The 25,200-nt window shown below is 47.0% G+C and carries 24 protein-coding genes; all 24 read left to right on the top strand.

Annotated elements, in window-relative coordinates; all coding sequences use genetic code 11:
* Nucleotides 1-145 precede the first annotated feature (145 nt).
* The 24 genes from nadB to ACUYLD_RS23410 all read left to right on the top strand — a co-directional run bounded on the left by nadB (nucleotide 146) and on the right by ACUYLD_RS23410 (nucleotide 25,186).
* Nucleotides 146-1,759, top strand: coding sequence for an L-aspartate oxidase (gene nadB, locus ACUYLD_RS23525; RefSeq protein WP_446676115.1), 1,614 nt, complete (start codon nucleotides 146-148; stop codon nucleotides 1,757-1,759).
* The gene (nadC, locus tag ACUYLD_RS23520; protein ID WP_446676114.1) at nucleotides 1,749-2,639 is read left to right on the top strand and encodes a carboxylating nicotinate-nucleotide diphosphorylase; all 891 of its coding nucleotides are present in this window, start codon (nucleotides 1,749-1,751) and stop codon (nucleotides 2,637-2,639) included. The genes nadB and nadC overlap by 11 nt, the downstream gene beginning before the upstream one ends.
* 6 nt (nucleotides 2,640-2,645) lie before the next feature.
* Nucleotides 2,646-3,413 carry a type III pantothenate kinase gene (locus ACUYLD_RS23515; protein ID WP_013368697.1) on the top strand — a complete coding sequence of 256 codons (768 nt, stop codon included), beginning with the start codon at nucleotides 2,646-2,648 and terminating at the stop codon, nucleotides 3,411-3,413.
* A 219-nt stretch (nucleotides 3,414-3,632) separates the two neighbouring features.
* Complete coding sequence (gene hslO / locus ACUYLD_RS23510; protein ID WP_061831243.1) at nucleotides 3,633-4,517, top strand: Hsp33 family molecular chaperone HslO; 885 nt, start codon at nucleotides 3,633-3,635, stop codon at nucleotides 4,515-4,517.
* Nucleotides 4,518-4,537: 20 nt separating this feature from the next.
* Entirely contained in the window at nucleotides 4,538-5,470 is a 933-nt protein-coding gene (locus ACUYLD_RS23505) for a peptidyl-prolyl cis-trans isomerase (protein WP_235306852.1), read from the top strand.
* 250 nt (nucleotides 5,471-5,720) lie between these two features.
* Nucleotides 5,721-6,659, top strand: a complete 939-nt coding sequence (gene cysK / locus ACUYLD_RS23500; RefSeq protein ID WP_061831241.1) for a cysteine synthase A — start codon at nucleotides 5,721-5,723, stop codon at nucleotides 6,657-6,659.
* 126 nt (nucleotides 6,660-6,785) lie between these two features.
* Nucleotides 6,786-8,408, top strand: coding sequence for an anthranilate synthase component I family protein (locus tag ACUYLD_RS23495; RefSeq protein WP_446676113.1), 1,623 nt, complete (start codon nucleotides 6,786-6,788; stop codon nucleotides 8,406-8,408).
* Nucleotides 8,409-8,413: 5 nt separating this feature from the next.
* Nucleotides 8,414-8,989: an aminodeoxychorismate/anthranilate synthase component II gene (pabA, locus tag ACUYLD_RS23490; RefSeq protein ID WP_013308153.1), complete on the top strand. Its 576-nt coding sequence runs from the start codon at nucleotides 8,414-8,416 to the stop codon at nucleotides 8,987-8,989.
* 3 nt (nucleotides 8,990-8,992) lie between these two features.
* Complete coding sequence (locus ACUYLD_RS23485; RefSeq protein WP_322162766.1) at nucleotides 8,993-9,889, top strand: aminotransferase class IV; 897 nt, start codon at nucleotides 8,993-8,995, stop codon at nucleotides 9,887-9,889.
* Nucleotides 9,886-10,755, top strand: coding sequence for a dihydropteroate synthase (folP, locus tag ACUYLD_RS23480; RefSeq protein WP_446676112.1), 870 nt, complete (start codon nucleotides 9,886-9,888; stop codon nucleotides 10,753-10,755). Before ACUYLD_RS23485 ends, folP begins: the two co-directional genes overlap by 4 nt.
* A gap of 234 nt (nucleotides 10,756-10,989) precedes the next feature.
* Nucleotides 10,990-11,352, top strand: coding sequence for a dihydroneopterin aldolase (gene folB, locus ACUYLD_RS23475; RefSeq protein ID WP_023986457.1), 363 nt, complete (start codon nucleotides 10,990-10,992; stop codon nucleotides 11,350-11,352).
* Nucleotides 11,353-11,361: 9 nt separating this feature from the next.
* Nucleotides 11,362-11,910: a 2-amino-4-hydroxy-6-hydroxymethyldihydropteridine diphosphokinase gene (gene folK / locus ACUYLD_RS23470; protein WP_069290765.1), complete on the top strand. Its 549-nt coding sequence runs from the start codon at nucleotides 11,362-11,364 to the stop codon at nucleotides 11,908-11,910.
* Complete coding sequence (locus tag ACUYLD_RS23465) at nucleotides 11,862-12,062, top strand: helix-turn-helix domain-containing protein (RefSeq protein WP_025719314.1); 201 nt, start codon at nucleotides 11,862-11,864, stop codon at nucleotides 12,060-12,062. Before folK ends, ACUYLD_RS23465 begins: the two co-directional genes overlap by 49 nt.
* Nucleotides 12,063-12,106: 44 nt before the next feature.
* Entirely contained in the window at nucleotides 12,107-13,135 is a 1,029-nt protein-coding gene (gene dusB / locus ACUYLD_RS23460) for a tRNA dihydrouridine synthase DusB (protein ID WP_250259961.1), read from the top strand.
* Between the two features lie 214 nt (nucleotides 13,136-13,349).
* On the top strand, nucleotides 13,350-13,826 hold the full coding sequence (greA, locus tag ACUYLD_RS23455) for a transcription elongation factor GreA (protein WP_013308160.1): 477 nt from the start codon (nucleotides 13,350-13,352) through the stop codon (nucleotides 13,824-13,826).
* Nucleotides 13,827-13,936: 110 nt separating this feature from the next.
* Nucleotides 13,937-15,457: a lysine--tRNA ligase gene (lysS, locus tag ACUYLD_RS23450; protein WP_446676111.1), complete on the top strand. Its 1,521-nt coding sequence runs from the start codon at nucleotides 13,937-13,939 to the stop codon at nucleotides 15,455-15,457.
* Between the two features lie 90 nt (nucleotides 15,458-15,547).
* Nucleotides 15,548-16,885 carry a TrkH family potassium uptake protein gene (locus tag ACUYLD_RS23445; protein WP_446676110.1) on the top strand — a complete coding sequence of 446 codons (1,338 nt, stop codon included), beginning with the start codon at nucleotides 15,548-15,550 and terminating at the stop codon, nucleotides 16,883-16,885.
* Nucleotides 16,886-17,177: 292 nt separating this feature from the next.
* Entirely contained in the window at nucleotides 17,178-17,711 is a 534-nt protein-coding gene (locus tag ACUYLD_RS23440; RefSeq protein ID WP_061831232.1) for a hypothetical protein, read from the top strand.
* Nucleotides 17,712-18,300: 589 nt separating this feature from the next.
* Complete coding sequence (gene fabI / locus ACUYLD_RS23435; RefSeq protein ID WP_013308164.1) at nucleotides 18,301-19,071, top strand: enoyl-ACP reductase FabI; 771 nt, start codon at nucleotides 18,301-18,303, stop codon at nucleotides 19,069-19,071.
* A gap of 12 nt (nucleotides 19,072-19,083) precedes the next feature.
* Nucleotides 19,084-20,544 carry a class I adenylate-forming enzyme family protein gene (locus tag ACUYLD_RS23430; RefSeq protein WP_165179772.1) on the top strand — a complete coding sequence of 487 codons (1,461 nt, stop codon included), beginning with the start codon at nucleotides 19,084-19,086 and terminating at the stop codon, nucleotides 20,542-20,544.
* 44 nt (nucleotides 20,545-20,588) lie between these two features.
* Entirely contained in the window at nucleotides 20,589-21,812 is a 1,224-nt protein-coding gene (locus ACUYLD_RS23425) for an aldehyde dehydrogenase family protein (RefSeq protein WP_061831230.1), read from the top strand.
* Nucleotides 21,809-23,509, top strand: coding sequence for a thiamine pyrophosphate-binding protein (locus tag ACUYLD_RS23420; RefSeq protein WP_446676109.1), 1,701 nt, complete (start codon nucleotides 21,809-21,811; stop codon nucleotides 23,507-23,509). Before ACUYLD_RS23425 ends, ACUYLD_RS23420 begins: the two co-directional genes overlap by 4 nt.
* Nucleotides 23,510-23,532: 23 nt before the next feature.
* Complete coding sequence (gene fabF, locus ACUYLD_RS23415) at nucleotides 23,533-24,774, top strand: beta-ketoacyl-ACP synthase II (RefSeq protein ID WP_013308168.1); 1,242 nt, start codon at nucleotides 23,533-23,535, stop codon at nucleotides 24,772-24,774.
* Between the two features lie 4 nt (nucleotides 24,775-24,778).
* A complete protein-coding gene (locus ACUYLD_RS23410; RefSeq protein WP_025721676.1) occupies nucleotides 24,779-25,186 on the top strand; it encodes a 3-hydroxyacyl-ACP dehydratase FabZ family protein in 408 nt (135 codons plus the stop codon).
* The last annotated feature ends 14 nt before the right edge of the window (nucleotides 25,187-25,200 follow it).

Below are 25,200 nucleotides of genomic sequence, written 5' to 3'. Positions count from 1 at the left end.
ATTGTTAAATAAACGGCTGTCGTCTTCTTAGCGTATAAAAGCCAACAGTCGCTGCAATCGACTCTCTATCATTTTGAACATATACGTGAGCGCATACTGTAGAACCTATGGTGTGCGCTATTCTTCTGTGAAATCAGGTGAAGGCATGATTCCAAGATATCTAGTTGATTTTGATGTAGCGGACTTGACCCGATTGGAGGCCGACTTATTAATTATCGGCTCAGGCATTGCGGGCTTATATACGGCGATTAAGGCTGCGGAGAATCGGAAAGTGTTGCTGATTACCAAGAAGACTTTGATGGAAAGCAACACGCGTTATGCTCAAGGCGGCATTGCTGCTGTCACATCGGACGAGGATACACCAGCCTATCATATGGAAGATACTCTGATTGCTGGAGCAGGTCTGTGTGAACCTGAGGCGGTCAGTACGCTTGTCCATGAAGGTCCAGTTGGTATTCAAGAGTTAATACGTATGGGAACGGCTTTTGATCGTGTGGATGGTGAACTAGCGTTGACACGGGAAGGAGCGCATAGTCACCGGCGTATTTTGCATGCGAATGGAGATGCTACCGGTTATGAAATTGTGCGTGCCTTATCAGACCAGGTTGCTGCCCATCCCGGTATCGAAGTGTGGGAAGAATGCATGGTAATTGATCTGCTGACGGAGCATGGTGAGTGTATTGGAGCCCTCGTCCAAAAGCCAGGTGGGGAAAGGTCGTATATCACTGCTAATGCAACGATTTTGTGCTCAGGAGGTAGCGGGCAATTATACCGTTATACGACCAACCCGGATATTGCAACCGGGGATGGTATCGCTATGGCATATCGTGCTGGGGCGATTATACGGGATATGGAATTCATACAGTTTCACCCTACGGCGTTGTGCCATCCGGGCGCTCCAAGGTTTCTAATTTCCGAAGCTGTACGGGGAGAAGGAGCCGTATTACGCAATATTCACGGAGAACGCTTCATGGACAAGTATGATTCCCGGCAGGAGCTTGCACCCAGAGATATCGTAGCTCGTGCTATCATTCATGAGATGGAACGCACCCAAGCTGCGTTTGTATACCTGGATATTACGCATGAGCCACCTGAGCGGGTGAAGCAACGTTTTCCAACCATTTATCGGACATGTTTGTCATTTGGTTTGGATATGACGACAGACTGGATCCCCATTGCGCCTGCTGCCCATTATATGATGGGTGGTGTTCAGACTAATTTACACGGGGAAAGCTCCATTGCGCGTTTGTTCGCCTGCGGGGAAACCTCTTCTACAGGTGTTCACGGAGCTAATCGTCTGGCGAGCAATTCGTTATCTGAAGCTATTGTATTCGCCAGCAGGATTATTGAGCGACTGCATTCATTGCCACCGCTGGTCGGCCATACGTTGATATCTTATAGCGATAACCGTACAGAGTTCCCGGCTTCATCCGTTGCGGAGCAGCGGCATAGGCTGCAAGAAGCAATGGTTCGTTATGCTGGAGTTCGTCGGCACGGCGAAGGGCTGCAAGCAGCATTAGATGAGTTGCAAGGGCTAATGCCTATTTTTGAGGCTGTGATCGCTAGCCGGGAAGAGATCGAATTTGCCAATTTGCTCACCTGTGCTTTATTAGTAACAGATGGTGCGCTGCTACGTGAGGAGAGCCGGGGAGCGCATTATCGCGAGGATTTCCCTGAGTCAGATGATAGCGTCTGGCGAAAGCATGTTCAGCAGCGACGTGAGCAAGGGATAACGGAGGAGTACGTTCATGACATCTAACAGCGAGCTTTATGGAGAGTTTAGTGGATATCAGGAAGAACTGACGGCACAAATTCGCAGCTGGCTGCGAGAAGATACGGGCTCTGGCGATGTGACCACGCGCTGGACAATTGAGCAGGGCCGCCAATCCAAGGCTGTCATTCATGCCAAGGAGAGCGGCGTGGTTGCGGGGTTACCCGTGGCTGCCCTTGTATTTCAGGTAGTGGACCCTTCCTTGTCGTTCACTCCGCTGGTAGTCGATGGACAGTGGATTGAAAAGGGGAGCGTTTTGGCAGAAGTAACGGGGAGTACCCATGCAATCCTGACCGGGGAGCGATTGGCGTTAAATCTGCTCCAACGGATGTCTGGTATTGCCACGCGGACTCGGGCTTTTATAGATCAATTGCATGGTCTGTCCACTCGCTTGGTGGATACACGTAAAACAACACCGGGACATCGACTGCTGGAGAAGTATGCTGTTCGTGTAGGCGGTGGCTCGAATCATCGTTTTGGCCTGTACGATGCTGTTATGATTAAGGATAATCATATTAAGGGCGCAGGTGGGATTGAACAAGCTGTGAGTCGAGCGCGCGCTAATATACCGCATACGATGACGATTGAAGTAGAGACGGAAAACATGAAACAAGTTCAGGAAGCCCTGGAAGCTGGGGCGGATATCATTATGCTGGATAACATGTCTGCCCCAGATATGAAGGAAGCCGTTCGGTTCATTCGGGAACGGGCACCACATGTCAAAACAGAAGCCTCGGGCAATGTATCGCTGGATACAGTGCGTGAGATGGCTGAGAGTGGCGTAGATGTGATTTCTGTAGGCAGGCTGACATACTCTTTTCATAACCTGGATATCAGCCTTGACCTTAACGCAAAGAAAGATAGGTGACACCCATTGATTCTTGTAGTGGATGTAGGTAATACCAATATTGTTCTGGGGATATACGAAGGGCGGGAGCTGTTGCACCATTACCGGATCAGTACCTCCAGGCAGGCAACCGCAGATGAATACGGCGTACTCATACATAATCTTTTTAGTATGGGTGGCGTACTAAAGGATGACATCCAGGGAGTGATTATTTCCTCTGTCGTTCCGCCATTGGTCCGTGTATTAGAAGAAATGTGCGATAAATACATAGGCAAAACGCCGTTAATCGTCGGGCCGGGAATCAAGACTGGTCTTAACCTGCGTTATGAGAATCCTCGTGAAGTAGGTGCGGATCGGATCGTGAACGCTGTTGCGGCTGTCGAACGGTTCGGCGGGCCGCTGGTTGTGGTGGACTTTGGAACAGCGACGACGTTTGATTGTATTGACGATAAGGGAAACTACTTGGGCGGTGTCATTGTGCCGGGGATCGGGATTTCGACGGAGGCACTGTATCAACGGGCTTCCAAGCTGCCCCGCATCGAGTTGGAGAAACCCAAAAAGGTTATTGGTCGTAATACGGTTCATGCCATGCAAGCTGGGATTATCTTCGGTTATGCTGGGCAAGTGGATGGCATTGTGAGGCGCATTAAGGAAGAAATGCAGGTGGAACCTACGGTTATTGCTACCGGAGGTCTTGCAGAGCTAATCGCATCAGAGACAGAGAGCATTCAGAAAGTGTTGCCGATGTTGACGCTCGAAGGATTACGCATCATTTACCAACGTAACGCTGAATAAAAAAAGTGGATATAAGTTGCCGCTGAGTCCAACCGATGATCTTATCGGTTTGGATTAGCGGCGTTTTTCGTCTATACTGAAATATGTTACGTTTTTGAACAATTCGCGTGATCTGTCGATGCAGGTTGTTTATATAATAGGAAATTATGCTTCAATGATGAGCCATACTAACGAAAATAAGCAGCATAGCTGTCCTGGAGAATAGGGGAGGATATCAATATGGAAAATAAGCAGGATCGACTTATTCGTGGTACAGCCATGGATGGAAGGGTTAGAGCTTTTGCTGTTCGGACAACTCAATTGGTAGAGGAATTGCGGAGAAGGCATGATACTCATCCTACGGCAACCGCTGCTTTGGGGCGAACCCTCACAGCAGGTGCTATTATGGGTTCTATGCTAAAAGGCAAAGAGCGATTGACCATTCAAGTTAAAGGTGATGGACCGATTGGGCAAATCGTCGTTGATGCCAATGCTGTAGGGGAAGTGCGAGGTTATGTTACTGAACCGCATGTGCATTTGCCGAGCAATAGTATGGGCAAACTGGATGTAGCGGGTGCCGTAGGTACAGAGGGTTTCATTCATATCATCAAGGATTTGGGGTTAAAAGAACCGTATCGCGGCAGTACTCCGATTATTTCCGGTGAACTGGGTGAGGACTTTACCTATTATTTTGCCAAATCGGAACAGACCCCGTCAGCAGTGGGCTTGGGTGTGCTGGTAGATACGGATAACTCGGTTATTGTGGCCGGTGGATTTATTATTCAGTTGCTTCCAGGCTTGAATGATGATGAGATTACTGCGATCGAAAATGCAGTCAGCTCCATTCCACCCGTTACTGCTTTGCTGGATCAAGGGTTGGAACTTGATGAAATGCTGCGCTGGATGCTGCCGGACGTTCGGATTCTCGATGAATTGGATATTCATTTTCAATGTGAGTGTTCACGTGAGCGCGTGGAAAAAACATTGATCAGTTTGGGAGAAAGCGAATTAGAGCAGTTAATTGAGGAAGAAGGACAGGCTGAGGTCGTATGCCACTTTTGTAATGAGGCTTATCAGTTTAATAAAGATGAATTGCAAAATCTGTTAGATCAAGCCAAAGCCTAACCGGATGGGCGGTGCAAGCGATGACTACACGGGAAAAAGGATTATGGACAGCTGTCATTATTCTGACCGTTAGCGTCGCCGCCTTGGGTGGTCTTATCATGCTTCGGGGGCTGTCAAAGCCGGGTGATGTAAGCAAGGATGACGGCGATCATACTGTGGCGGAGATGGGTCAGGAAGGCATATCGGAGGAACAGTGGGTAGCGGAACTGAAAAAGCGATATGGAACCAATACGCTGTTGCAAATGTTGAATCGTAAAGCCGTGCAGGCTGAAACCAAGCGTCTCGGTATCAAGATCACCCAAGAGGATCTACAGCAGGTGCTGGAGCAGGATAGTAAAGGGTATGACTCAGATCATGCCTATTTTGATGAAATGCAGCGACAGTTTGGCTTAGGTCCGGTTGATTTGCGGAATGAAGCGGAATACCGGATTGGTTTGGAGAAAATAGCCACGCAGGGTATTCAGGTTCAGGAAGCGGAGATTGACGAGTATTGGGAGCAGCATCCTGAGGAATTTGCCGTCGGTAAGCAGATCCAATTGGCAGCTCTTTATGTAGATAATGCGGAGGAAGCAGAAGCGTTGCTAGATCGGGTTAAGCAGGGGGAGAGCTTCGATGTGCTGATTCAAGAGCATGCAGGTAAGCCTTTCGACAAAGATAGCAGTGGACAGCTGGGATGGGTGGATGAATATGATCCATTGCAACCGGAGGCGATCATGAAGGCGGCGAGAGAGCTAAGCTCTGGGGATGTTGCAGGTCCGATCTCTGTTAACGATGGCTATGCTGTCATTTATGTACAGGATGTCCGGTTGAAGAATTCTCCGGATAAGCAGCAGATCCGACAGCAAATTCGCCGATCTCTTGCGCTTGCACAAGCCGCTCCTTTGGAAGAGGTCGAGAAGGGTCTGCGTGATAAATATGGAGCGCGTATTTTATCTGGAAAGAATGCATCCTAAGCTTCTCTGTAACGTAGTGAAAGAATATTGGTTTGAAGGAAGCCCGATGCTGATAACGCGGGTTGACAGCATCGCGGCTTATTCACTCGTATTGACATTGGAATTGAAGATTGTTATGATTAGCGTATAAAACCAACTATTTTTATCGGAAATTAATGAACGGCACTAAATTATAGTAATTGACTAAGAATCATCTACAATATGATTTCGCAATTTTTAATATATCATCTACAGTCAGGGAGGAATTATCATGGCTAAAGTTGTTAATAACATTACCGAACTTATCGGAGAGACACCCCTTGTTCGCCTCAACCGGATCGTACCGGAAGATAGCGCTGAAATCTATTTGAAACTGGAATATCAGAACCCAGGCTCCAGTGTAAAAGATCGTATTGCGATTAGCATGGTAGAAGAAGCTGAACGTGAAGGTCTGCTTAAGCCAGGCGGTACCATTATTGAAGCAACAAGCGGTAATACAGGAATCGGCTTGGCTATGGTAGCTGCTGCGAAGGGCTATAAGGCAGTCATCGTTATGCCAGAAACGATGAGCATAGAGCGTCGTAATTTGTTGCGTGCTTATGGAGCTGAGCTTGTGTTAACACCAGGATCAGAAGGCATGAATGGGTCCGTTAAGAAAATGGAAGAATTGCTGAGTGAAAATCCGGATTATTTTGCTGCTGAGCAGTTCAAAAACAAGGCTAATATCAAAATTCACCGTGAAACGACCGGTCCTGAGATTGTGGAAGCCATTCGTTCCATTGGCGGAACTCTGGATGCTTTTATAGCGGGAATAGGCACTGGCGGAACCATTTCTGGTGCCGGAGAAGTGCTTAAGAAAGAATTCCCTGATATTAAAGTTGTGGCTGTAGAGCCTGCCTCTTCCCCGCTGTTAGCAGGCGGTAAGCCAGGACCCCACAAGATCCAAGGGCTGGGTGCCAACTTTATTCCTGAAATTTTAAACCGTGATATCTATGATGAAATTATTCATGTAGAAAACGATGAAGCTTTCGAGGTAGCACGTAGAGTGGCCAAGGAAGAGGGCATTTTGTCCGGTATTTCATCTGGCGCGGCTGTTCATGCGGCTTTGAAGCTTGCTAAGCAATTGGGCAAGGGTAAACGGATCGTTGTCATTGTTCCAAGTAATGGAGAACGTTACCTGAGTACGCCACTATACAATTTCGAGCTGTAATTATGTCGTAATTGTGTATACTATACGTAAGGATTCCCTCATTTCCCTGTTGCAGGGGGGTGGGGGTTTCTTTTTAAGGAGAGAATGTAGACTTATTGAAAAGTAGGGAAGGGGAAGCACACACGGATGAAATCGACAGCTAGAGTGACGGAGGCGCAGTGGCAGGTTTGGCAGGAGGAAGGCTGGAGTATACTTCCCTATATCGCTGAGTACCCATTACCTGTGGGAGGGCTACCGTCATCGTGGCGGAAGGCTTGGGAGGATTCGTCGCCATATGCCTTTTTGCTGGAGAGCGCTAAAGGTGGGAGGTACACCTATCTGGCCTTAAATCCGGTTGCTATATTGGAAGGCAAGGGAGAACATGCAGTTTGGACTGATTTGCAAAGTGGGAAACATGGAGATATACATGGTCAACCTTTGAAAGTCATGAACAACTGGATCGCTCCTTACCGTGCACCGCGTGTACCTGGCATGCCTTTTTTCTCTGGGGGATTTGCGGGTTATCTTGGCTACGATGTAGCTCGCTCGTTGGAGCGTTTGCCATCTCAAGCTGCAGACGATACGGGCATACCTGATTATGTATGGATGAGGGTGAATGAGCTATGGATTTATGATCACGAAAAATCCTGCATATATTGTGCTGTTCATATGCCTGCTCCTGCGCATTCCGATAAAGTCAGCCGTGATACAGATTTGACCAATCGCGTTATACGGGATGGGCCAAATCCCATACTTTGCGAGCATTATGCGGAAGCTGCCCAACGTGCAGAACGTATGCTGATTCAGTGGAATAACATCATAAATGCAGGAGAGATTGATCCTGCGTACCCTCGTCGTTGTGCTAGGCTTGCCGAAGAGGGGCTAGAGGCTGCTCATCAAGAATCTGATGGTTGGACAGCGGCATTTAACCAACAAGATTTTGAACATGCCGTAAGACGTGTGCAGGAATACATTGCCCAAGGGGATGTATTCCAGGTTAACTTGTCGATTCGTCAGCAACGTGCGCTTACAGCCCTCCCTGAAAATATATATGAATGGCTTCGTCTGCTGAATCCTTCCCCCTATATGGGTATGCTGCGTATGCCAGATTTACGGATCGTCAGTGGCTCGCCAGAATTGTTGGTGAAGCTGGAGGATGGACGTGTGAGCGCCCGACCTATTGCAGGTACGAGAAGAAGGGGGCTAACACCGGATGAAGATGCCGCTATGGCAGCAGAGCTTCTATCAAGCGAAAAAGAACGCGCCGAGCATATTATGCTCGTCGATCTGGAGCGTAACGATATCGGACGGATTGCTGAATACGGATCGGTGCATGTGCCTGAACTGCTGACTGTCGAATACTATTCGCACGTTATGCATCTGGTATCTCAGGTCGAGGGAAAATTAGCCCAGGGTCGTACAGCTATAGATGTAATTGCTGCTACCTTTCCAGGCGGAACCATTACCGGGGCACCCAAGGTGCGTACCATGGAGATTATTGAAGAATTAGAGCCCGTTCGTCGGGGTCCTTATACAGGGTCACTTGGATGGATTGACTATAACGGCAATATGGAATTAAATATTATAATAAGAACACTAGCTGTTAAAGGCAGCACTGCCTATTTACAGACAGGTGCGGGGATCGTCATTGATTCAGACCCGTACAGGGAATATCGGGAATGTCGGAACAAGGCCAGAGCTGTCATGAAGGCGGTACAATGTGGTGAAGAAGAAGCTGCTTTGAGCAGAAGCGGTATCACAGGAGGGTGAGTCGTATGATTTTGGTGATTGATAATTATGATTCGTTTACGTACAATCTTGTTCAATATTTGGGTGAACTTGGCGAAGAAGTAACCGTAAAACGGAACGATGAGATTGATGTGAAGGGCATAGAAGAGCTGGCACCAGAGCATATTTTGATCTCGCCGGGTCCATGCACGCCGAATGAGGCGGGGATATCACTGGATGTGATCAGCCATTTTAAAGGTCGCATTCCGATTTTTGGCGTTTGCCTCGGTCACCAGGCCATCGGACAGGCTTTTGGCGGTAAGGTTATCCGGGCTGAACGACTCATGCACGGTAAAACATCACCGATTCTTCATCACAATACATCGGTATTTGAAGGCTTGCCTTCTCCGTTCACAGCAACCCGGTATCACTCATTGCTGGTGGAGCGCGAGAGTCTGCCTGAGTGTCTAGAGATTACCGCAGAAACCGCGGAAGGTGAAATTATGGGTTTGCGGCATAAAGAATTTGCCGTAGAAGGGGTTCAGTTCCATCCAGAATCCATTATTACGGATTACGGGCATCAACTATTACGCAATTTCCTAAAACGCAAGGTAGGCGTCTGATTCATGAAATATATCGGAGTCAACGGCGTCCTCACGGAAGCCGCAAAAGCCGTGATTCACGTAAGTGATCACGGCTTTTTATACGGAATGGGCTTGTTTGAAACATTCCGCACCTACAAGGGTGTCCCATTCTTGCTGGATCGGCATCTGCATCGACTGCAGGAAGGTTGCCGAATGCTCGGCATTCCTTTTCAACCGGATGAGGAGCAGCTTACGAGACACATCCAACATCTGATGGTGGCGAATGGACTGGATGAAGCCTATGTTCGTTACACCGTATCAGCGGGCGAAGAGGTGCTAGGATTGCCGACGGGGGACTATACGCGCCCCAACCATATTTTGTTTGCGAAACCGTTACCCTCTACCAATACACAAACCGAGCAAACCATTTCCCCATCGGCGCTTCAGTTGTTGCGAACCCCCAGAAACACTCCAGAGGGTGAGGTTCGTTTAAAGTCGCTCCATTATATGAATAATATTCTTGCAAAGCGGGAACTTCAGCAGTATGCCGAGGCTATCCGTTATAAGGCTGAAGGAATGATGCTTACGGCCAATGGTTTTCTGGCGGAGGGAATGGTCAGCAATCTGTTTTTTGTGCGGAATAATACGCTGTATACCCCTGACTTGTCTACAGGAATTCTGCCAGGCATTACGCGTGAATTCATTTTGGAGCTGGCGCATCTGCGAGACATTCCTTGTGAGCAAGGTTTGTACCGCTGGGACGAGCTGAAACAGGCTGATGAAATTTTTATGACCAACTCTATACAAGAAATACGGCCCGTGGATTTGTTGTTGGAGCCGGGTGGAGCAACGAACCATGTATCGGTTCCCTTGACGCAGCCCAGGTCCATAACAGCTTTGCTGTTGCACGATTATAGACAGAAAGCAGGGATCAAGTGAACATACCGACCCTTTATCAACGTAGTTACCGAATGGGGGATGCCGAGCTTACGCTCGGACACTCCACACAGATCATGGGTATACTGAATGTGACCCCGGATTCATTTTCCGATGGAGGATTACATTATAGTCCCGAGATTGCTGTTTTACATGCATTGAAGCTGGTGGAAGATGGAGCCGATATCATTGACATTGGCGGGGAGTCTACCCGTCCGGGTCATGATCCGGTAGGTGTGGAAGAGGAGATGGCACGGGTCATTCCGGTCGTCCAAGCCATTCATCGTATTGCACCGCACATTCCATTATCTGTAGATACTTACAAAGCCGAAGTAGCCAGAAAGGCACTCGAGGCTGGCGCACATATCATTAATGATGTGTGGGGGTTTAAGGCAGACCCCGATATGGCGCGTGTAGCTGCGGAATTCGATTGCCCGGTCATTTTGATGCATAATCGTCATGATCGTAATTATAGTGATTTGGTTTCTGATATGCTGTCTGATTTAAAAGAGAGTATCCGATTAGCGCTGAATGCGGGGGTACGTGAGGAACAGATCATTTTAGACCCAGGCATCGGTTTTGCCAAGGATTATGATGAAAATATCCATGCCATGACTTCTCTCGATACATTGAGTCAGCTAGGCTTCCCACTGTTATTGGCTACGTCACGCAAAAGATTTATTCGTACAGCACTCGATTTGCCTGTGAATGATGTAGTGGAGGGCACGGCGGCTACTGTTGCTTTTGGCATTGCTCAAGGGTGCCAGATTGTGCGTGTACATGATGTGGCACAAATCAAACGCACCGTACGTATGTGTGATGCGATGGTGTACGGGTCTAAAAATGCACTGAGTTATTATGACGGGTAAAGCCCGCTCCACGAATGATTTGATCCTACGATCGCTGTTGCAACGGGATTCTTTGAATTGGTAAGACATGTAACTGTAAGAATCCCGTTAAGCATATGCTTACGATGTAGCTTTTCCTTGAAAAGCTTTCAGGCGAGCGCTCCGCTTCTTCGGATTCAAATCCTTCATTACGCTACCACCAGCATAAAGTCACTTGATTAGAAAAATATAATAAAAACAGGGGGTCTACCCACGATGGATAAAATGGTTTTGCATCGTATGGAATATTACGGATATCATGGCGTTTTTCCAGAGGAGCGCAAGCTGGGACAGCGTTTCTATATTGATTTGGAACTGGAGCTTGATCTGCGTGAAGCGGGTGAGCAGGATGCTTTGGACAAAACGGTTAATTACGCCGAGGTACATTACACCGTTAAAGATATTGTAGAAAAGGAATCTTACCAATTGATTGAAGCTTTGGGCGAACGTATTGCATCTTCCCTACTGGACACTTATACTAGTGTCAATGCACTGACTGTCAAAGTCACGAAGCCGCATCCGCCGTTTGATATTCATTTTCAAGGCGTGACGGTTGAGCTTTATCGCGCAAGAAAGTAGGAACGATACATGAATGCACATTCGACCTCTGAGGGATCAGAGGCTTATATTGCTTTAGGGGCTAATTTGGGGGAGCGCGAGCATACCCTGTATGAAGCCATTACGGCGCTGGACGAACATCCGGGTATACGGGTGCTTCGGTGCTCCAGCCTGTACGAAACAGAACCTGTTGGGTATCTGGATCAACCTTCTTTTTTGAACATGACGGTAGCCGTATCTACAACACTTGCTCCAGAGGAGCTTCTGGTATATATGCTGGAGGTGGAGAGTCGTCTGGGGAGAGTAAGACATATTCCTAATGGTCCACGAACCATTGATCTGGACTTGTTATGGATGGGAGCGGCGCAACTGGCTACACCGGATTTGGAGCTTCCTCACCCTCGTATGTTGGAGCGTGCTTTTGTGCTGGTTCCTTTGGCTGACATCGTTCCGAACCAAGATCCGTCCGGTCTGTACAGTATCGTGCATACTGCATTGAATTCTGTGGATGGAAAGGACGGCATACAGCTTTGGAAAACATGCAGCTGGCGCAACGACTCCGCGCCTTTCGGAAGCTAAAAGGGTTCACACAGCAGGAGTTGGCAGAACGTACTGGTATATCTTTGACTGTATTAGGTGCTGTGGAGCGAGGCAATCGTACAGTAGACCCAGACATGCTGAACATCATCGCCCAAACGCTAGAAATTGAAGTCCGGGAACTGACGGAATGACGATAAGTGACGATACAAAAGAAAGAATAAAGGGGTGAACAAATATGTTGAAAATCGGCGATATTGAAATGAAAAACCAAGTCGTTCTGGCTCCGATGGCAGGCGTGTGCAATCCTGCTTTTCGCTTGATCGCCAAGGAATTCGGTACAGGCTTGGTATGTGCAGAGATGGTTAGTGATAAGGCCATCATTCACGGCAACAAGCGTACACGTGAGATGCTGTTTGTAGATGAGCGCGAGAAGCCGCTTAGCTTGCAAATTTTTGGAGGCGACCGCAAATCTCTGGTGGAAGCGGCGAAAGTCGTAGACCAGGAGACGAATGCAGATATTATTGACATCAATATGGGCTGCCCGGTTCCCAAAGTGACCAAATGTGATGCAGGCGCTCGTTGGCTGCTTGATCCAAACAAGATTTATGAGATGGTATCGGCGGTAGTGGAATCGGTAAGCAAGCCAGTTACCGTCAAAATGCGTATTGGTTGGGATAGCGAGCATATTTATGCCGTAGAGAACGCTCGCGCTGTTGAACGTGCCGGAGGTCAGGCCGTTAGCGTACATGGCCGTACACGGGAGCAACTGTATACGGGACATGCGAATTGGGATATTATAAAAGAAGTTAAAGAAGCAGTTTCCATTCCTGTAATTGGAAACGGTGATGTGGCATCACCGGAAGATGCCCGCCGTATGCTGGATTTGACCAATTGTGATGGCGTTATGATCGGACGTGGTGCTCTGGGGAATCCGTGGATGCTCTACCGTACGATTGAGTACCTGCAAACGGGCGAGCTGTTGCCCGATCCTTCACCGGAAGAAAAAATTCGTATTGCCATTCTGCATATGGATCGTCTGGTTGCATTGAAGGGTGAAGCAGTGGCTGTCCGTGAAATGCGTAAACACCTGGCTTGGTACCTCAAAGGGTTTAAAGGTTCTGCACGTATTAAGGATGTCATTATGGAAGAAACAAAGCGCGACGATATGGTACGCATTTTGGATCAATTTGTATCTCAATTGCACATGGTAGATAACGATGAGCCTTCTACAAGCGCTGCTTCTCCTGCTGCTGTTGCGCAATAAGGAAGCTGTTCCGGCCTGTGCACGCGATTGACTTTTCCAATTGCTTGCCCTATAATCGTTCAGTATAAAATCTTGATGTATGCTACAAATTGTGTGCAGCTCTCAAGACAACAGCAGGAAATGTTCTCATTCCCTCAGAGTGGCATATTATGTTTTGAAAGCGTGCATTCCGATGCACTTTTAAACTTTTCCCATGACAGGAGAATCGGTTAAGATGAGCGATAAAGAAGTCATTCTGACACAGGAAGGTCTTAGAAAGCTCGAAGATGAGCTTGAGAACTTAAAGTCTGTCAAACGCCGCGAAGTGGCTGAACGGATTAAGGTAGCCATCGGATACGGAGATATTAGTGAAAACTCCGAATATGAGGATGCGAAGAATGAGCAGGCCTTTATTGAAGGCCGTGTAATTACGTTGGAAAAGATGCTACGCAATGCCCGCATTATCAATAGTGATGAAATTGACACCGATGTTGTGGGAGTAGGCGCAACTGTGACCGTTGAAGATTTGGAATTCGGAGATATTACAGAGTATGCTATCGTAGGTTCCGCCGAATCCGATCCGCTACAAAATAAGATTTCGAATGAAAGTCCGGTTGGCAAGGCAATTCTCGGTAAGAAAAAGGGAACTGTTGTGGATGTCACCGTTCCAGCAGGCGTTATTCAATATAAAATCGTGGATATCAAGAAATAAGACACGGACTTTGGAATTTAATGTAAAAGCTTCCTTGTGGAAGCTTTTTTTCTCTACACCCGGACGGACCCCGGCCCGTCTATTCATATTGAAGGAGCTGATTTAGCACCATGTCGGATGAAACTACTAACCAGGAATCACAAGAAAATCGCGAGGAATTAAGTGAATTATTGCAAATTCGTCGTGCCAAATTGGACGAGCTTCGCTCACTGGGCATTGATCCTTTTGGACGCAAATACATACGCACAGCTGAAGCGGGCGTACTACTGAGCAAGTATGACAGTTTGACTAAGGAAGAACTGGAAGAAAAGAATATTGAAGTTAGCATAGCAGGCCGTATTATGGCTAAACGTGTGATGGGGAAAGCCAGCTTTTCTCATATACAGGATCTTAGCGGACGTATTCAAATTTATGTTCGTCAAGACACGGTACCTGAATCCAAATATAAAGCATTTGGTATTTTGGATCTGGGTGATATTGTTGGTGTTAAGGGTGTGCTCTTCAAGACCAAAACAGGCGAAACGACAATCAAAGTGCTGGATATTGAGGTCTTGTCCAAATCCTTGTATCCATTACCAGAGAAATATCATGGCCTGAAGGATGTTGAGTTGCGTTACCGTCAGCGGTATGTCGATTTGGTTATGAACCCTGAAGTACAAAAAACGTTCATTACGCGGTCCCGTATTATTCAATCCATGCGTCGTTATCTCGATTCGCTCGGTTATTTGGAAGTTGAAACCCCAACATTACATTCCATTGCTGGCGGGGCGGCGGCGAAGCCATTTGTTACGCACCATAATGCATTGGACATGCAGCTTTATATGCGCATTGCTATTGAACTCCATTTGAAACGACTAATTGTCGGCGGAATGGAGAAAGTATATGAGATCGGTCGTGTGTACCGTAATGAAGGTATTTCGACCCGCCATAACCCTGAGTTTACGATGATTGAGCTGTATGAAGCGTATGCTGATTATAAAGATATCATGCAATTGACGGAAAACATGGTTGCACATATTGCGCAGGAAGTACTGGGCACACAGCACATTCAATATCAAGGCCAGGAAGTGGATCTGACGCCGCAATGGCGCAGAGTCTCCATGGTTGATGCTGTTAAAGAAGTAACAGGCGTAGACTTTAGCGTGCAGATGAGTAATGAAGAAGCTCATCGTCTTGCGAAAGAGCATAAAGTTTCGGTTGAACCGCATATGACATTTGGCCATATCCTGAATGCATTCTTTGAGCAGTTCGTAGAGGAAACGCTTATTCAACCGACCTTTATTACTGGACATCCGGTTGAAATTTCGCCGTTGGCCAAGAAAAACGAACAAGATCCGCGGTTTACGGATCGCTTCGAGTTGTTCGTGGTTGCTCGTGAGCATGCGAATGCGTTCACTGAGCTGAATGATCCAATCGATCAGCGCCAACGTTTTGAAGCACAATTGCTGGAACGTGAGCACGGTAACGACGAGGCGCATGAAATGGATGATGACTTTATCCGCGCCTTGGAATACGGAATGCCACCAACAGGTGGACTGGGCATCGGCATCGATCGTTTGGTTATGTTGCTGACAGATGCGCCTTCCATTCGCGATGTGCTGCTTTTCCCGCATATGCGTAACCAACAGTAGAATAACATAACATTATGAATATAGAGGATCAGCCGGGCTTCCCGTGTCTTGTTCCTCTTTTTCATAAGAACGGATGGAGAGAATACTCTAATGAAACGCAGCGTCAAGCTTAGTCGGTTCGCATCGCCTCCTTTTATATTGGTCATCGGATATTTATTGATTATTGCATTGGGTACTTTGCTACTGATGCTTCCTGTTGCCAATCATAGTGGTCATGCTCCGCATTGGATTGATTCGCTTTTTACGTCCGTCTCAGCCGCTTGTGTCACAGGACTGGTCGTTGTTGACGTCGATTCAACGTATACGATGTTTGGCGAAACCGTCATTTTGGTGCTGATGCAGCTAGGCGGTCTGGGGTTTATGACCTTAGCGACCTTGTTTGCGCTGTTGTTGGGGCGGCGATTATCGTTAAAGGATCGGTTGCTGCTTAAGGAGGCTATTAATGCCGATAGCATGGAAGGGATCGTGCGTATTATTCGCAAGGTGCTGATCTTTTCTTTTACCATTGAGACGATAGCTGCTGTCGTCTTGGCTTTGCGGTGGATGCGAGAGATGCCTGTCGGACAAGCGATCTATTATGGAATATTCCATTCCGTATCCCTCTTTAATAACGGGGGATTCGATCTGTTTGGGACTAGCTTCCAACAGTACGCTGGAGATTTTGTTTTCAATATGATTGCATCTGTGCTCGTTATATCTGGAGGCTTGGGTTTCCTTGTACTTAGTGATTTGTTCGATTTTCGCCGTACCCGAAGACTGTCTCTACACTCCAAAATGGTGCTTAGCGTGTCGGGAGTGCTCATTGTGATTGGTGCGCTGGTTATATTTATTTTTGAGTTTACCAATGCACGAACCTTGGGCGCGTTGAACTGGGAAGGCAAAGTATATGGAGCTGTCTTTCAATCGGTCTCCACGAGATCATCAGGTACGAGCACAGTCGATATCAGCGGCTTAAGGCAGGCAAGTCAGTTTTTTATTATGTTGCTGATGATTATCGGTGCTTCTCCGGGTTCCACGGGAGGAGGAATTAAAACGACTACGTTCCTGCTTATGGTAGGTGCGCTAATCGCCGTCATGCGAGGACAGAAGGAAATTGTGTTTTTTCGCCATAGGGTCCCTAACGATATCATGATGCGGGCGCTTACCATTATTGTACTGGCCCTATTTATATTCTCGACTGTGGTTGTACTGCTCCTAATGACAGAGGATGCCCCATTTCTCTCCCTTGCATTTGAGGCTGCTTCCGCAATCGGAACGGTAGGCTTGTCCGTAGGAGTAACGCCAGGATTGTCTGATGCAGGCAAGCTGATTATTTGTGTGACCATGTTTATTGGTCGGATTGGTCCTCTTACGATTGCCTATGCCATTCGTCCACGCTCGACCAAGACATTGTACCGTCGTCCCGAAGGGCATATTGTAATTGGATAGTGTATCTGTAGAAAAGATGTACCCGTGCTGATTAGCATAGGTACATCTTTTTTCATTTCAGATCATCATAATTCTTTATGGGTAGCATATCATGTAAAATGCCCATTTTGAGAACAAAACGAAATGTTCTGAACAGATACTGTTTTTCGCAGAAAAAACGGCTATTTGTTTCCTTTTATGTAATTATAGACAAAATACTAGGAATATTATGTATAATATTGTATGATAGTGGGCATGAAAGGGGGATCGTTGAGGTAAATACCAATTTCTAATTTGAAAGGAATCATCTATTATGTATTTATTTATTATTAGTGCTGAAGTTTTATTTTGGGTTTTTGTTGTTGCAGGCTTGATCGCAAGGTATATGTTTGGCTTGAAGAAGTTAGGCGGTCTTCTTTTACTATTTACCCCCATTATTGATATCCTGTTACTGATTGCGGTGTTCATCACGGTGAAAAGTGGCATGGAGATTACGACTGCTACTGGCTTGGCGGCCTGTTATTTTGGTATTACAGTAGCATTTGGTCATAGGTTAATTAAGTGGGCGGATGTACGGTTCTCCCATTGGTTTGGTAAGGGACCCAAGCCTGAACGCAAGTATGGTGCTGCTCATGCAAAAGAGGAACGGATAGGTTGGTTGCTTCACCTTTTGGGTTGGGCTATAGGTAACGCTTTGTTGCTCGCCATCATTGTGTATGTTAATGATCCTCAGCGTACGATGTCTTTGGAGGGCATTATGCAAACATGGGCAATCGTTCTGGCAATCGACTTTGTTGTCTCCTTTAGCTATACTGTAGCTCCCAAAAAACAAAAGCGTAGTCTATAAAGGTTAAGGCTTACACTTAGATGATATCTGGCTGGTCACTCAGGATGTTCAAATCGGAAGAGTCATTGTTGGTGAAAATGAAGTGGTTACTTCCGGTAGGTGGGTGATTCTGTCATCGGAATGTAAATATTTACAAAAATATGCGGATTTTATGTTTAACTCGCTTTGACAGTCACCTTGTTTTTGCCTCGCTACCTTTTTTCACACACATGTATTCCTTTCGATTTGAACACGACCAACAGAAGCAACACAACTATTTCTTGTGAGATGACAGACAGCATACACGATGTGTTTTCCAGACCTTAGTAAGAAGGATCGTTGTAAGACGAATTTATGGGTCTAGTATGGAAACGCTTGAAATTAGAAAAAATTGGTCTCGAGATTACAGCTGAACTCAACTGCGGAGTAATGTTCTACCCATTCACACAAATTTTAAAATAAATTTTGTGATTTGCCTAAAACGTCGCCTATCCAAGTTTGGCAATTAACGCGATAATATTCCAGGAAAGATTACATATGTCTATAAATGTAGACATACGCAATTAAGTTGTTATTTTGTTTAAAAATGTAAAAAAGAAAGGTGGTTTCTGTGGCAGTACTACTGAGCGGTAAGAACATTTTGATTATGGGCGTGGCTAATAACAGGAGTATTGCCTGGGGGACAGCTCAATCTTTAGCTGCTGAAGGAGCACAGCTCATTTTTACTTACGAAAATGAGAGGGTTGCAGAGCGGGTACTAAAGCTCGTTGAAACCATTCCGGGAGCACTGGTCTGTCCTTGTAATGTACAAAGCAATGAAGAGCTTGATGCATTGGCGGATTTTCTAAAAGAAAAAGTAGGCGTATTGCATGGTTATTTTCACAGTGTCGCCTATGCTAAGGCTGAGGATTTGGATGGCTTGTTCGTTGACACTTCTCGCGAGGGATTCGCCGTTGCACAAGAAATCAGTGCCTATTCTCTGGCTGCTGTATCCCGTCGAGTATACCCACTGATGACAGAGGGTGGAAGTATCGTCACCATGACGTATATTGGCGCAGAACGTGCGATCAAAAATTACAACGTTATGGGTGTGGCGAAGGCTTCACTGGAAGCCAGCATGCGCTATCTGTCGAATGATCTGGGCACATATGGCATTCGTGTAAATGCGATTTCCGCTGGTCCGATACGGACCTTGGCTGCCTATGGCATTAAAGATTTTAACACAATGCTCAAACATATTGAAGAAACTACGCCCCTACGCAAGACGGTTGATACGTCGGAAGTCGGAGATACGGCGTTATTCCTATTTTCCCATTTATCGAGAGGCATTACGGGTGAAGTTATCCATGTAGATGCTGGATACCATATTACGGGGATGTAAGGAGGGAACGTTGTGCTTATTACGCATACGGATTGCCGTATTATCTCACCTGAGGGAATTATGACTAGAGAGCGTCTGGAGCGAGACGTTACGATCTTCTCCCGGATGTTGACGCTCAGAGGAATTCCCGAAGACGGTAGAGTGATTCTGAAAGCGGCCAATTCCTATTGGTTTGTTGTGTCTCTGTTCTCCCTGTGCAATATTGCTGTTTCGGTGACTGTAGTGGACGAGCAGACTGTGCTCGATGAGGTGGCCCAAATCTATGATGAAGCGGGTGCCTGTTGCATCCTTACGGATTCCGATTTAGAACTTCCTCATGCTCTCGTTATTCTGATTCAAGATCTGATTCAAGAAGAAGCAGTACACCCGGATTGGGTGGGAGAGCCAAAGCTTGAAGCCCTCGACTTTAGCAAGTGGTGCGAGAGGTCAGATGCGCTCATTCTGTATTCTTCAGGTACGACGGGTAAACCCAAGGGAATCGTGAAAGCTGGTTCAGCTTTTATGGAGAATATCAGGCATTCCATACACGCCATGAACTACCTACCGTCTGACCATATGCTCCCCGTTGTGCCTTTTTCTCATTTTTATGGAATCTCACTTATCTTCTCCTGGTGGTTAACTTCATGTTCTCTCATCATCTGCAATCCAAAAAACCTCTGGAGCGTCATTGCAAGTATTACGAAAGACCGGGCGACGGTCGTAGACGCTAACCCCTCTGCTTTTTACACCTTGTTGCGTATGCTAAACCGAAAACCCGAACAACTGGAAATGGTCAAGGAAGCTCCGGTGCGCATGTGGTGCGTAGGCGGTTCCCCACTTACCCAGGACCTTGAAGAGAAATTTAACAACATATTTGGACAGCCCCTGCTGAATGGTTATGGCCTTTCTGAACTGGGCAACGTTACGCTGGGGACGCTAGAGTGTCCGAAGGGTTGTGGCCTACCATTACCTGGTGTGGATCTGAAAATACTAGATTCTACAGGCAACCAGCAGGCGGACGGTATCGTAGGCGAAGTGTGGATACGCAGTGCTGGATGCATGGAAGGTTATCTAAATCGTCCAGACCTGACGCAATCCGTTCTACAGGACGGCTGGTTCAAGACGGGGGACCTGGGCTATCTGGATGACGGAATGCTGTATGTCATTGGTCGCAGCGGTAAGACGGTCAACCGGATGGGCTACATGGTATCTCCGGTCTATATTGAGGACCGAATTGGTTCGCTAGGCTACCGATCCTGCGTGATTACCTTGGAGGATGAGGCTAAAGGGACATTGCTTGTCGCATTCATCGAAAGTGATTCATCACAGGTCGTGCCTGTGCTCCGCAAAGAGATGAGTCAGGTACTCCCTTCATACATGTTTCCCGATCTTTTGCTTCCGCTCGATCATTTTCCTTTAAATCGCAATGGAAAAGTAGATCGTCTGGAGATGGAGCGGGTTGCTCTAGAGAAAGCTGCTTCTCGCAAAGCATAACAAGATATATACCAAAACTGCATACAGGAAAGGGAGAATGTGCCATGAGTATAAATCCAGAACTGGCAGAAAACACACTGTTTCTGAAAAGGCATGAATCTATTCTGAAATGCCTCAATTATTTGATTGAAAATCGGCAGGAAGTGATGGATATTCTCACGCAATTTTCATCCTATCGGGCTGCCAATGCAGAAATTGACTCCACGATCCTCACACTTCAAGGTGCTCTGCAAGAAGTTCAGACCTATCAGCCAAGCTGGCAACAATCTATGGCTGTATTTATGCCTTCCAACGTCATTTTGTACTCCTATGCATTATACCTCTTGATTCCGTCCCTGTACGTTGAAAATATAGACTTTCGTCCTTCTTCTCACGTAAACGAGTACGTTAACATGCTGCATGAAAAGCTTCAGGCTGTACATGGATTACCCATCTATATTCGTAAAGTTAGCCAGAAGGTGTTCATGGAGAATTCCGTGATGCCAGCTGATATTGTGGTGTTCACCGGAAGCTATACCAATGCAGAGAAGATCAAAAAACAGATTCGAAAAGATCAGCTCTACATTTTTTACGGACAAGGACTAAATCCTTTCATCATCGGACCTGATGCAGATCTGGAGCTGGCGGTTACCGATGTGATCCGAATGAGATTGTTCAACTCTGGACAAGACTGCCTAGGCCCCGACATCATTCTGGTACATCAAGATGTGAGTGAGCATTTCAAAGATCTGCTGATTCAACAGCTTGACCAACTCGTGTTTGGTGCCAACGATGATCCGAACGCAAACTATACCCCTATATTCTATAAAGACACGCTATATTCGGTTTCCGAATATTTCAACACGAACGATAAGTTTATTATTTACGGCGGCGGCATTGATTTCCGTACAAAAAAGATGGAGCCAACGGTTGTATATAGTGAATTGGATCAGAATCTGGAGATTATTGAGTATTTTTCGCCAGTCTTCAATGTAGTTAGCTACCAAGACGACGAGCAATTGATCAAGCGTATTTCCTCCAGTTATTTTAGTGAACGTGCAATGGGTTGCAGCTTATACGGATCGGAGCACCTGACTGACGTTCTGCGAAAGAAGCACACGCTGACCATTAATCAGACGCTTGAGGATGTGGATCAAGGTAATAAGCCTTTTGGTGGCTACGGTACGATGTCGAACTATATTTTTTACGATTTCAAGCTCATTTCGAAGCCTATCCTGATTTCAGAAATTGTCGCAGAATATTTGTCGGAAAAGAGGAGTTTGGTATGACTGCGAGCTTCTTTCCCTGGGATGCCATCATTGGCTACTTAAAATCGGCTGGGGTTCAGCATCTCTTTGGATTACCAAGTGATGATCTCAAAATCGTATCGTCACTCCCCTCATCCGGTATGGATTTTATCCTATGCAAAGATCAACGTAATGCTGTGTTCATGGCAGCAGGTTATGCGCTCACCACCAACCAGATGTCCGTGTGTGTTGTGGGGAAAGGCCCTGCGCTCAGTAATACACTCACAGGGCTGCTGGAAGCCAAAAACCTGGGCGCTCCGCTTCTGCTTCTGGCGCTTGGCACTGGTGGAGACAAGCTGGGTACCCGATCCTTTCAGGAAGCGGATCAAATCTCACTCGTGAAGCCGCTCGTAAAATGGGCTTATCGTGTCGAGCATGTGGATCGGCTTGTATGGGCGATGGAGCGGGCTGCCTTTTTGGCTATCAATGGAGCACCAGGTCCTGTCTATATCGAACTCCCTGAAAACCTGATGGACCAGCCTGTGCCAACAGGGTTTCAGTTTACCCCACCAGAAAAGCTGTCGTGCTCTCCGTCTCGTCGGGAGTTGGATGCATCGTGGGGAATTATTGAGAACGCCCGCAGGCCACTCATTCTAGTCGGAGGCGGAATGAAGTCAGGTACAGGTGATGTGATTGAGCGGTTCGCTAACCAACATGGAGCGGCCTTGTTCGCAACCGCCTCGGGACGGGGTGTAGTTGATGAAGACCACGAACTCTTCTGTGGTGTTGCGGGACTCTATACAGATCTTAGTCTAAGACAAATCTGGAAGGAATCTGATGTGGTAATCACACTGGGCAGTCGATTGGAAGAAACGGCTACTTTTGAGTGGGATATTTTGCTACAGGATACACCTTTGATTCAAGTCAATGTAAATCTGGAGGATTTTGCACACGAGTACAGGGGTATCAAGGTGCTTGGTGATGGATATGCAGCGGTGGAGCAGTGGCTTGAACGGCGCGGCCAGGAGCCTGATGGAGTGTGGCTTGAAACGATTAGGAGCTGTAAACAGGAGGCTTTTTCTCACAGGGCTATTTATTTGGAAGAGCTGAAAAAGACCCCTGGAATCCACGTTCCTGAGCTGTTGGACATGATTCAGACGGAGTTCCCTGAAAATCTGGTGCTTCTTCAAGAGAATGGATTGCAGGATATGTGGTCCTATTTTTATCCATATTTTCGCTTTGCCCAAGGCTCTCTTTCGATTGTTCCTAGTGATCAAACGAGTCTTGGATTCGGTGCGGCTGCTGCTCTGGGAGCAAGCGTGGCAACACAACGTCCAGTAGTGGCACTTGTAGGTGACGGTGCGTTCAATCTCTTCTGTTCGGATTTTATGACGGCGGTGGAGTATCAAATACCGTTAATCTATCTCGTACTCAATAATGGTGGGTATGGTTGGTTACAGAATCAAATGAATTATAAGCATCTCACAGGGCAGTCCCTCCCGTTTGTTTCTGAGGCGGCCAAGACAGGAATTCAAATTCCTCAGTACGAGTTTGTGGAAAGTCTTGCAATTCGGAGTAAGGGAGAGGCACGGGAACAGCTTCAGCTTGCTTGGCAAAAGTATCAGGAGAACAAGCTTGTGGTCGTCGAGGTATATGCTGATCTTTCGGATGTACATGAAAAAATCAGTCATGTGTATGGCGACTTTCCTCTCTACGAGCAACAGGCTTCTAAGAATTAATTTCAACGAAGGACGTGGATACAGTGAGAAGACGTGTTGTAGTGACTGGACAGGGAGTCGTAACGCCGGTCGGGCTTAATCTTACGGATTTCTGGAATTCACTGTTGGAAGGAAAAAGTGGAATCGGACCTGTCACTGCTTTCGATACAGCGGACATTCCGACAAAGATCGGTGCACAGGTTACGGGCTTTGACCCATTGCAATATATGAGCAAGAAGGAAGCTAATAAAGTCGCACAGTTCACTCAGTTTGCTTTGGCGGCTGCCCGGCAGGCAGTGGAGCAATCAAAATTAGTGATTGATGAGCGGAATGCAAGTCGCGTGGGAGTTATTGTCGGCTCTGGAGCAGGCGGCCTCGATGTTATAGAGGAGAACTATGGGAAATTAACAAAGCTTGGTCCCAAAAGAGTTTCTCCTTATTTTGTTTCCTCGATGATGATTAATTCAGCACCTGGTGAAATCTCCATTGCTATCGGAGCCAAGGGGCCTTCTTTTGCTGTGGTTACGGCTTGTGCCACAGGAAGTAATGCCATTGGTGAGGCATTACGTACGATCCAGTACGGCACGGCTGATGTTGTGGTTGCCGGTGGAGCAGAAGCCAATTTTAGTCAGCTTGATCTGGCATCTTTTGCGAATATCCATGCTCTCTCCAGACGTAATGAAGAGCCGCAGAAGGCTAGTCGTCCGTTTGATGTGGATCGCGATGGATTCGTCATCGGTGGAGGAGCAGGAGTCTTGGTGCTGGAGGAGTTGGAGTATGCTTTGAACCGCGGAGCCACCATTCTGGCCGAAGTTGTGGGTTACGGATGCACAACTGATGCGTATCATATCACGGCTCCAGATCCCTCTGGCTCCGGCCCGGCAGAAGCGATCAATATCGCACTGCAGGATGGCGGCTTAACACCGCAGGAAATCGACTACGTCAATGCCCACGGTACGAGTACGCCATTTAATGATCGTATGGAGATTAATGCTATTCAAAAAGTATTCGGAGAGCATGCCCCCCGTTTGGCGATATCGTCTATTAAATCCATGACTGGTCATTTAATGGGCGGTGCAGGTGCAGTCGAATTAATTGCGACTGTGCAGAGTATGATTCACAGCAAAGTACCACCGACACTCAATTGCGACAATCCTGAGGCTCCTGAATTGAATTTTGTGCCGCATGTATATCAGGAACGCGAGGTCCGCGCGGCGATTAGCAATTCATTTGGTTTCGGAGGGCACAACGTCTGCCTTGCTGTTCGCAAGTGGGAAGGGGAATAAGCCTGTGAGCGAAGAGCTAATCCATATCCCGGATGTGCTTCCGCACCGGTACCCATTTCTTCTGTTGGATGGCGTGACCGGGTACGAAACGTCGCAATGGGCGAAGGGATACAAGCTTGTCACCTGGAGTGAGTGGTTCATTACTGACACTAACCCATACATGCCTCCTATGTTGATTGTGGAGTCGCTTGCACAATTAGCGGCATTCGCTGCGATTGATAAAAAAGGCATTTCATACCTGACTAACCTCAATGGAATTCGATTCCACAGCTTGGCCAAGCCTGGAGACCGAATTGATCTCTATTTTGAAGTGATCAAGCGTCGGCGGGGCTATATTCTCGGAAGCGGTCGGGCTTCCGTAGGGGATCGATTGGTGGTTGAGGCGGAAGAAATTGTTTCACTGGATCAATGACGGGGTGGAAGCGC

Source organism: Paenibacillus sp. SER-28, from assembly GCF_052906305.1.
The sequence above is the reverse complement of the archived record's forward strand: the minus strand, read 5'-3'. Positions and strand labels throughout refer to the sequence as shown.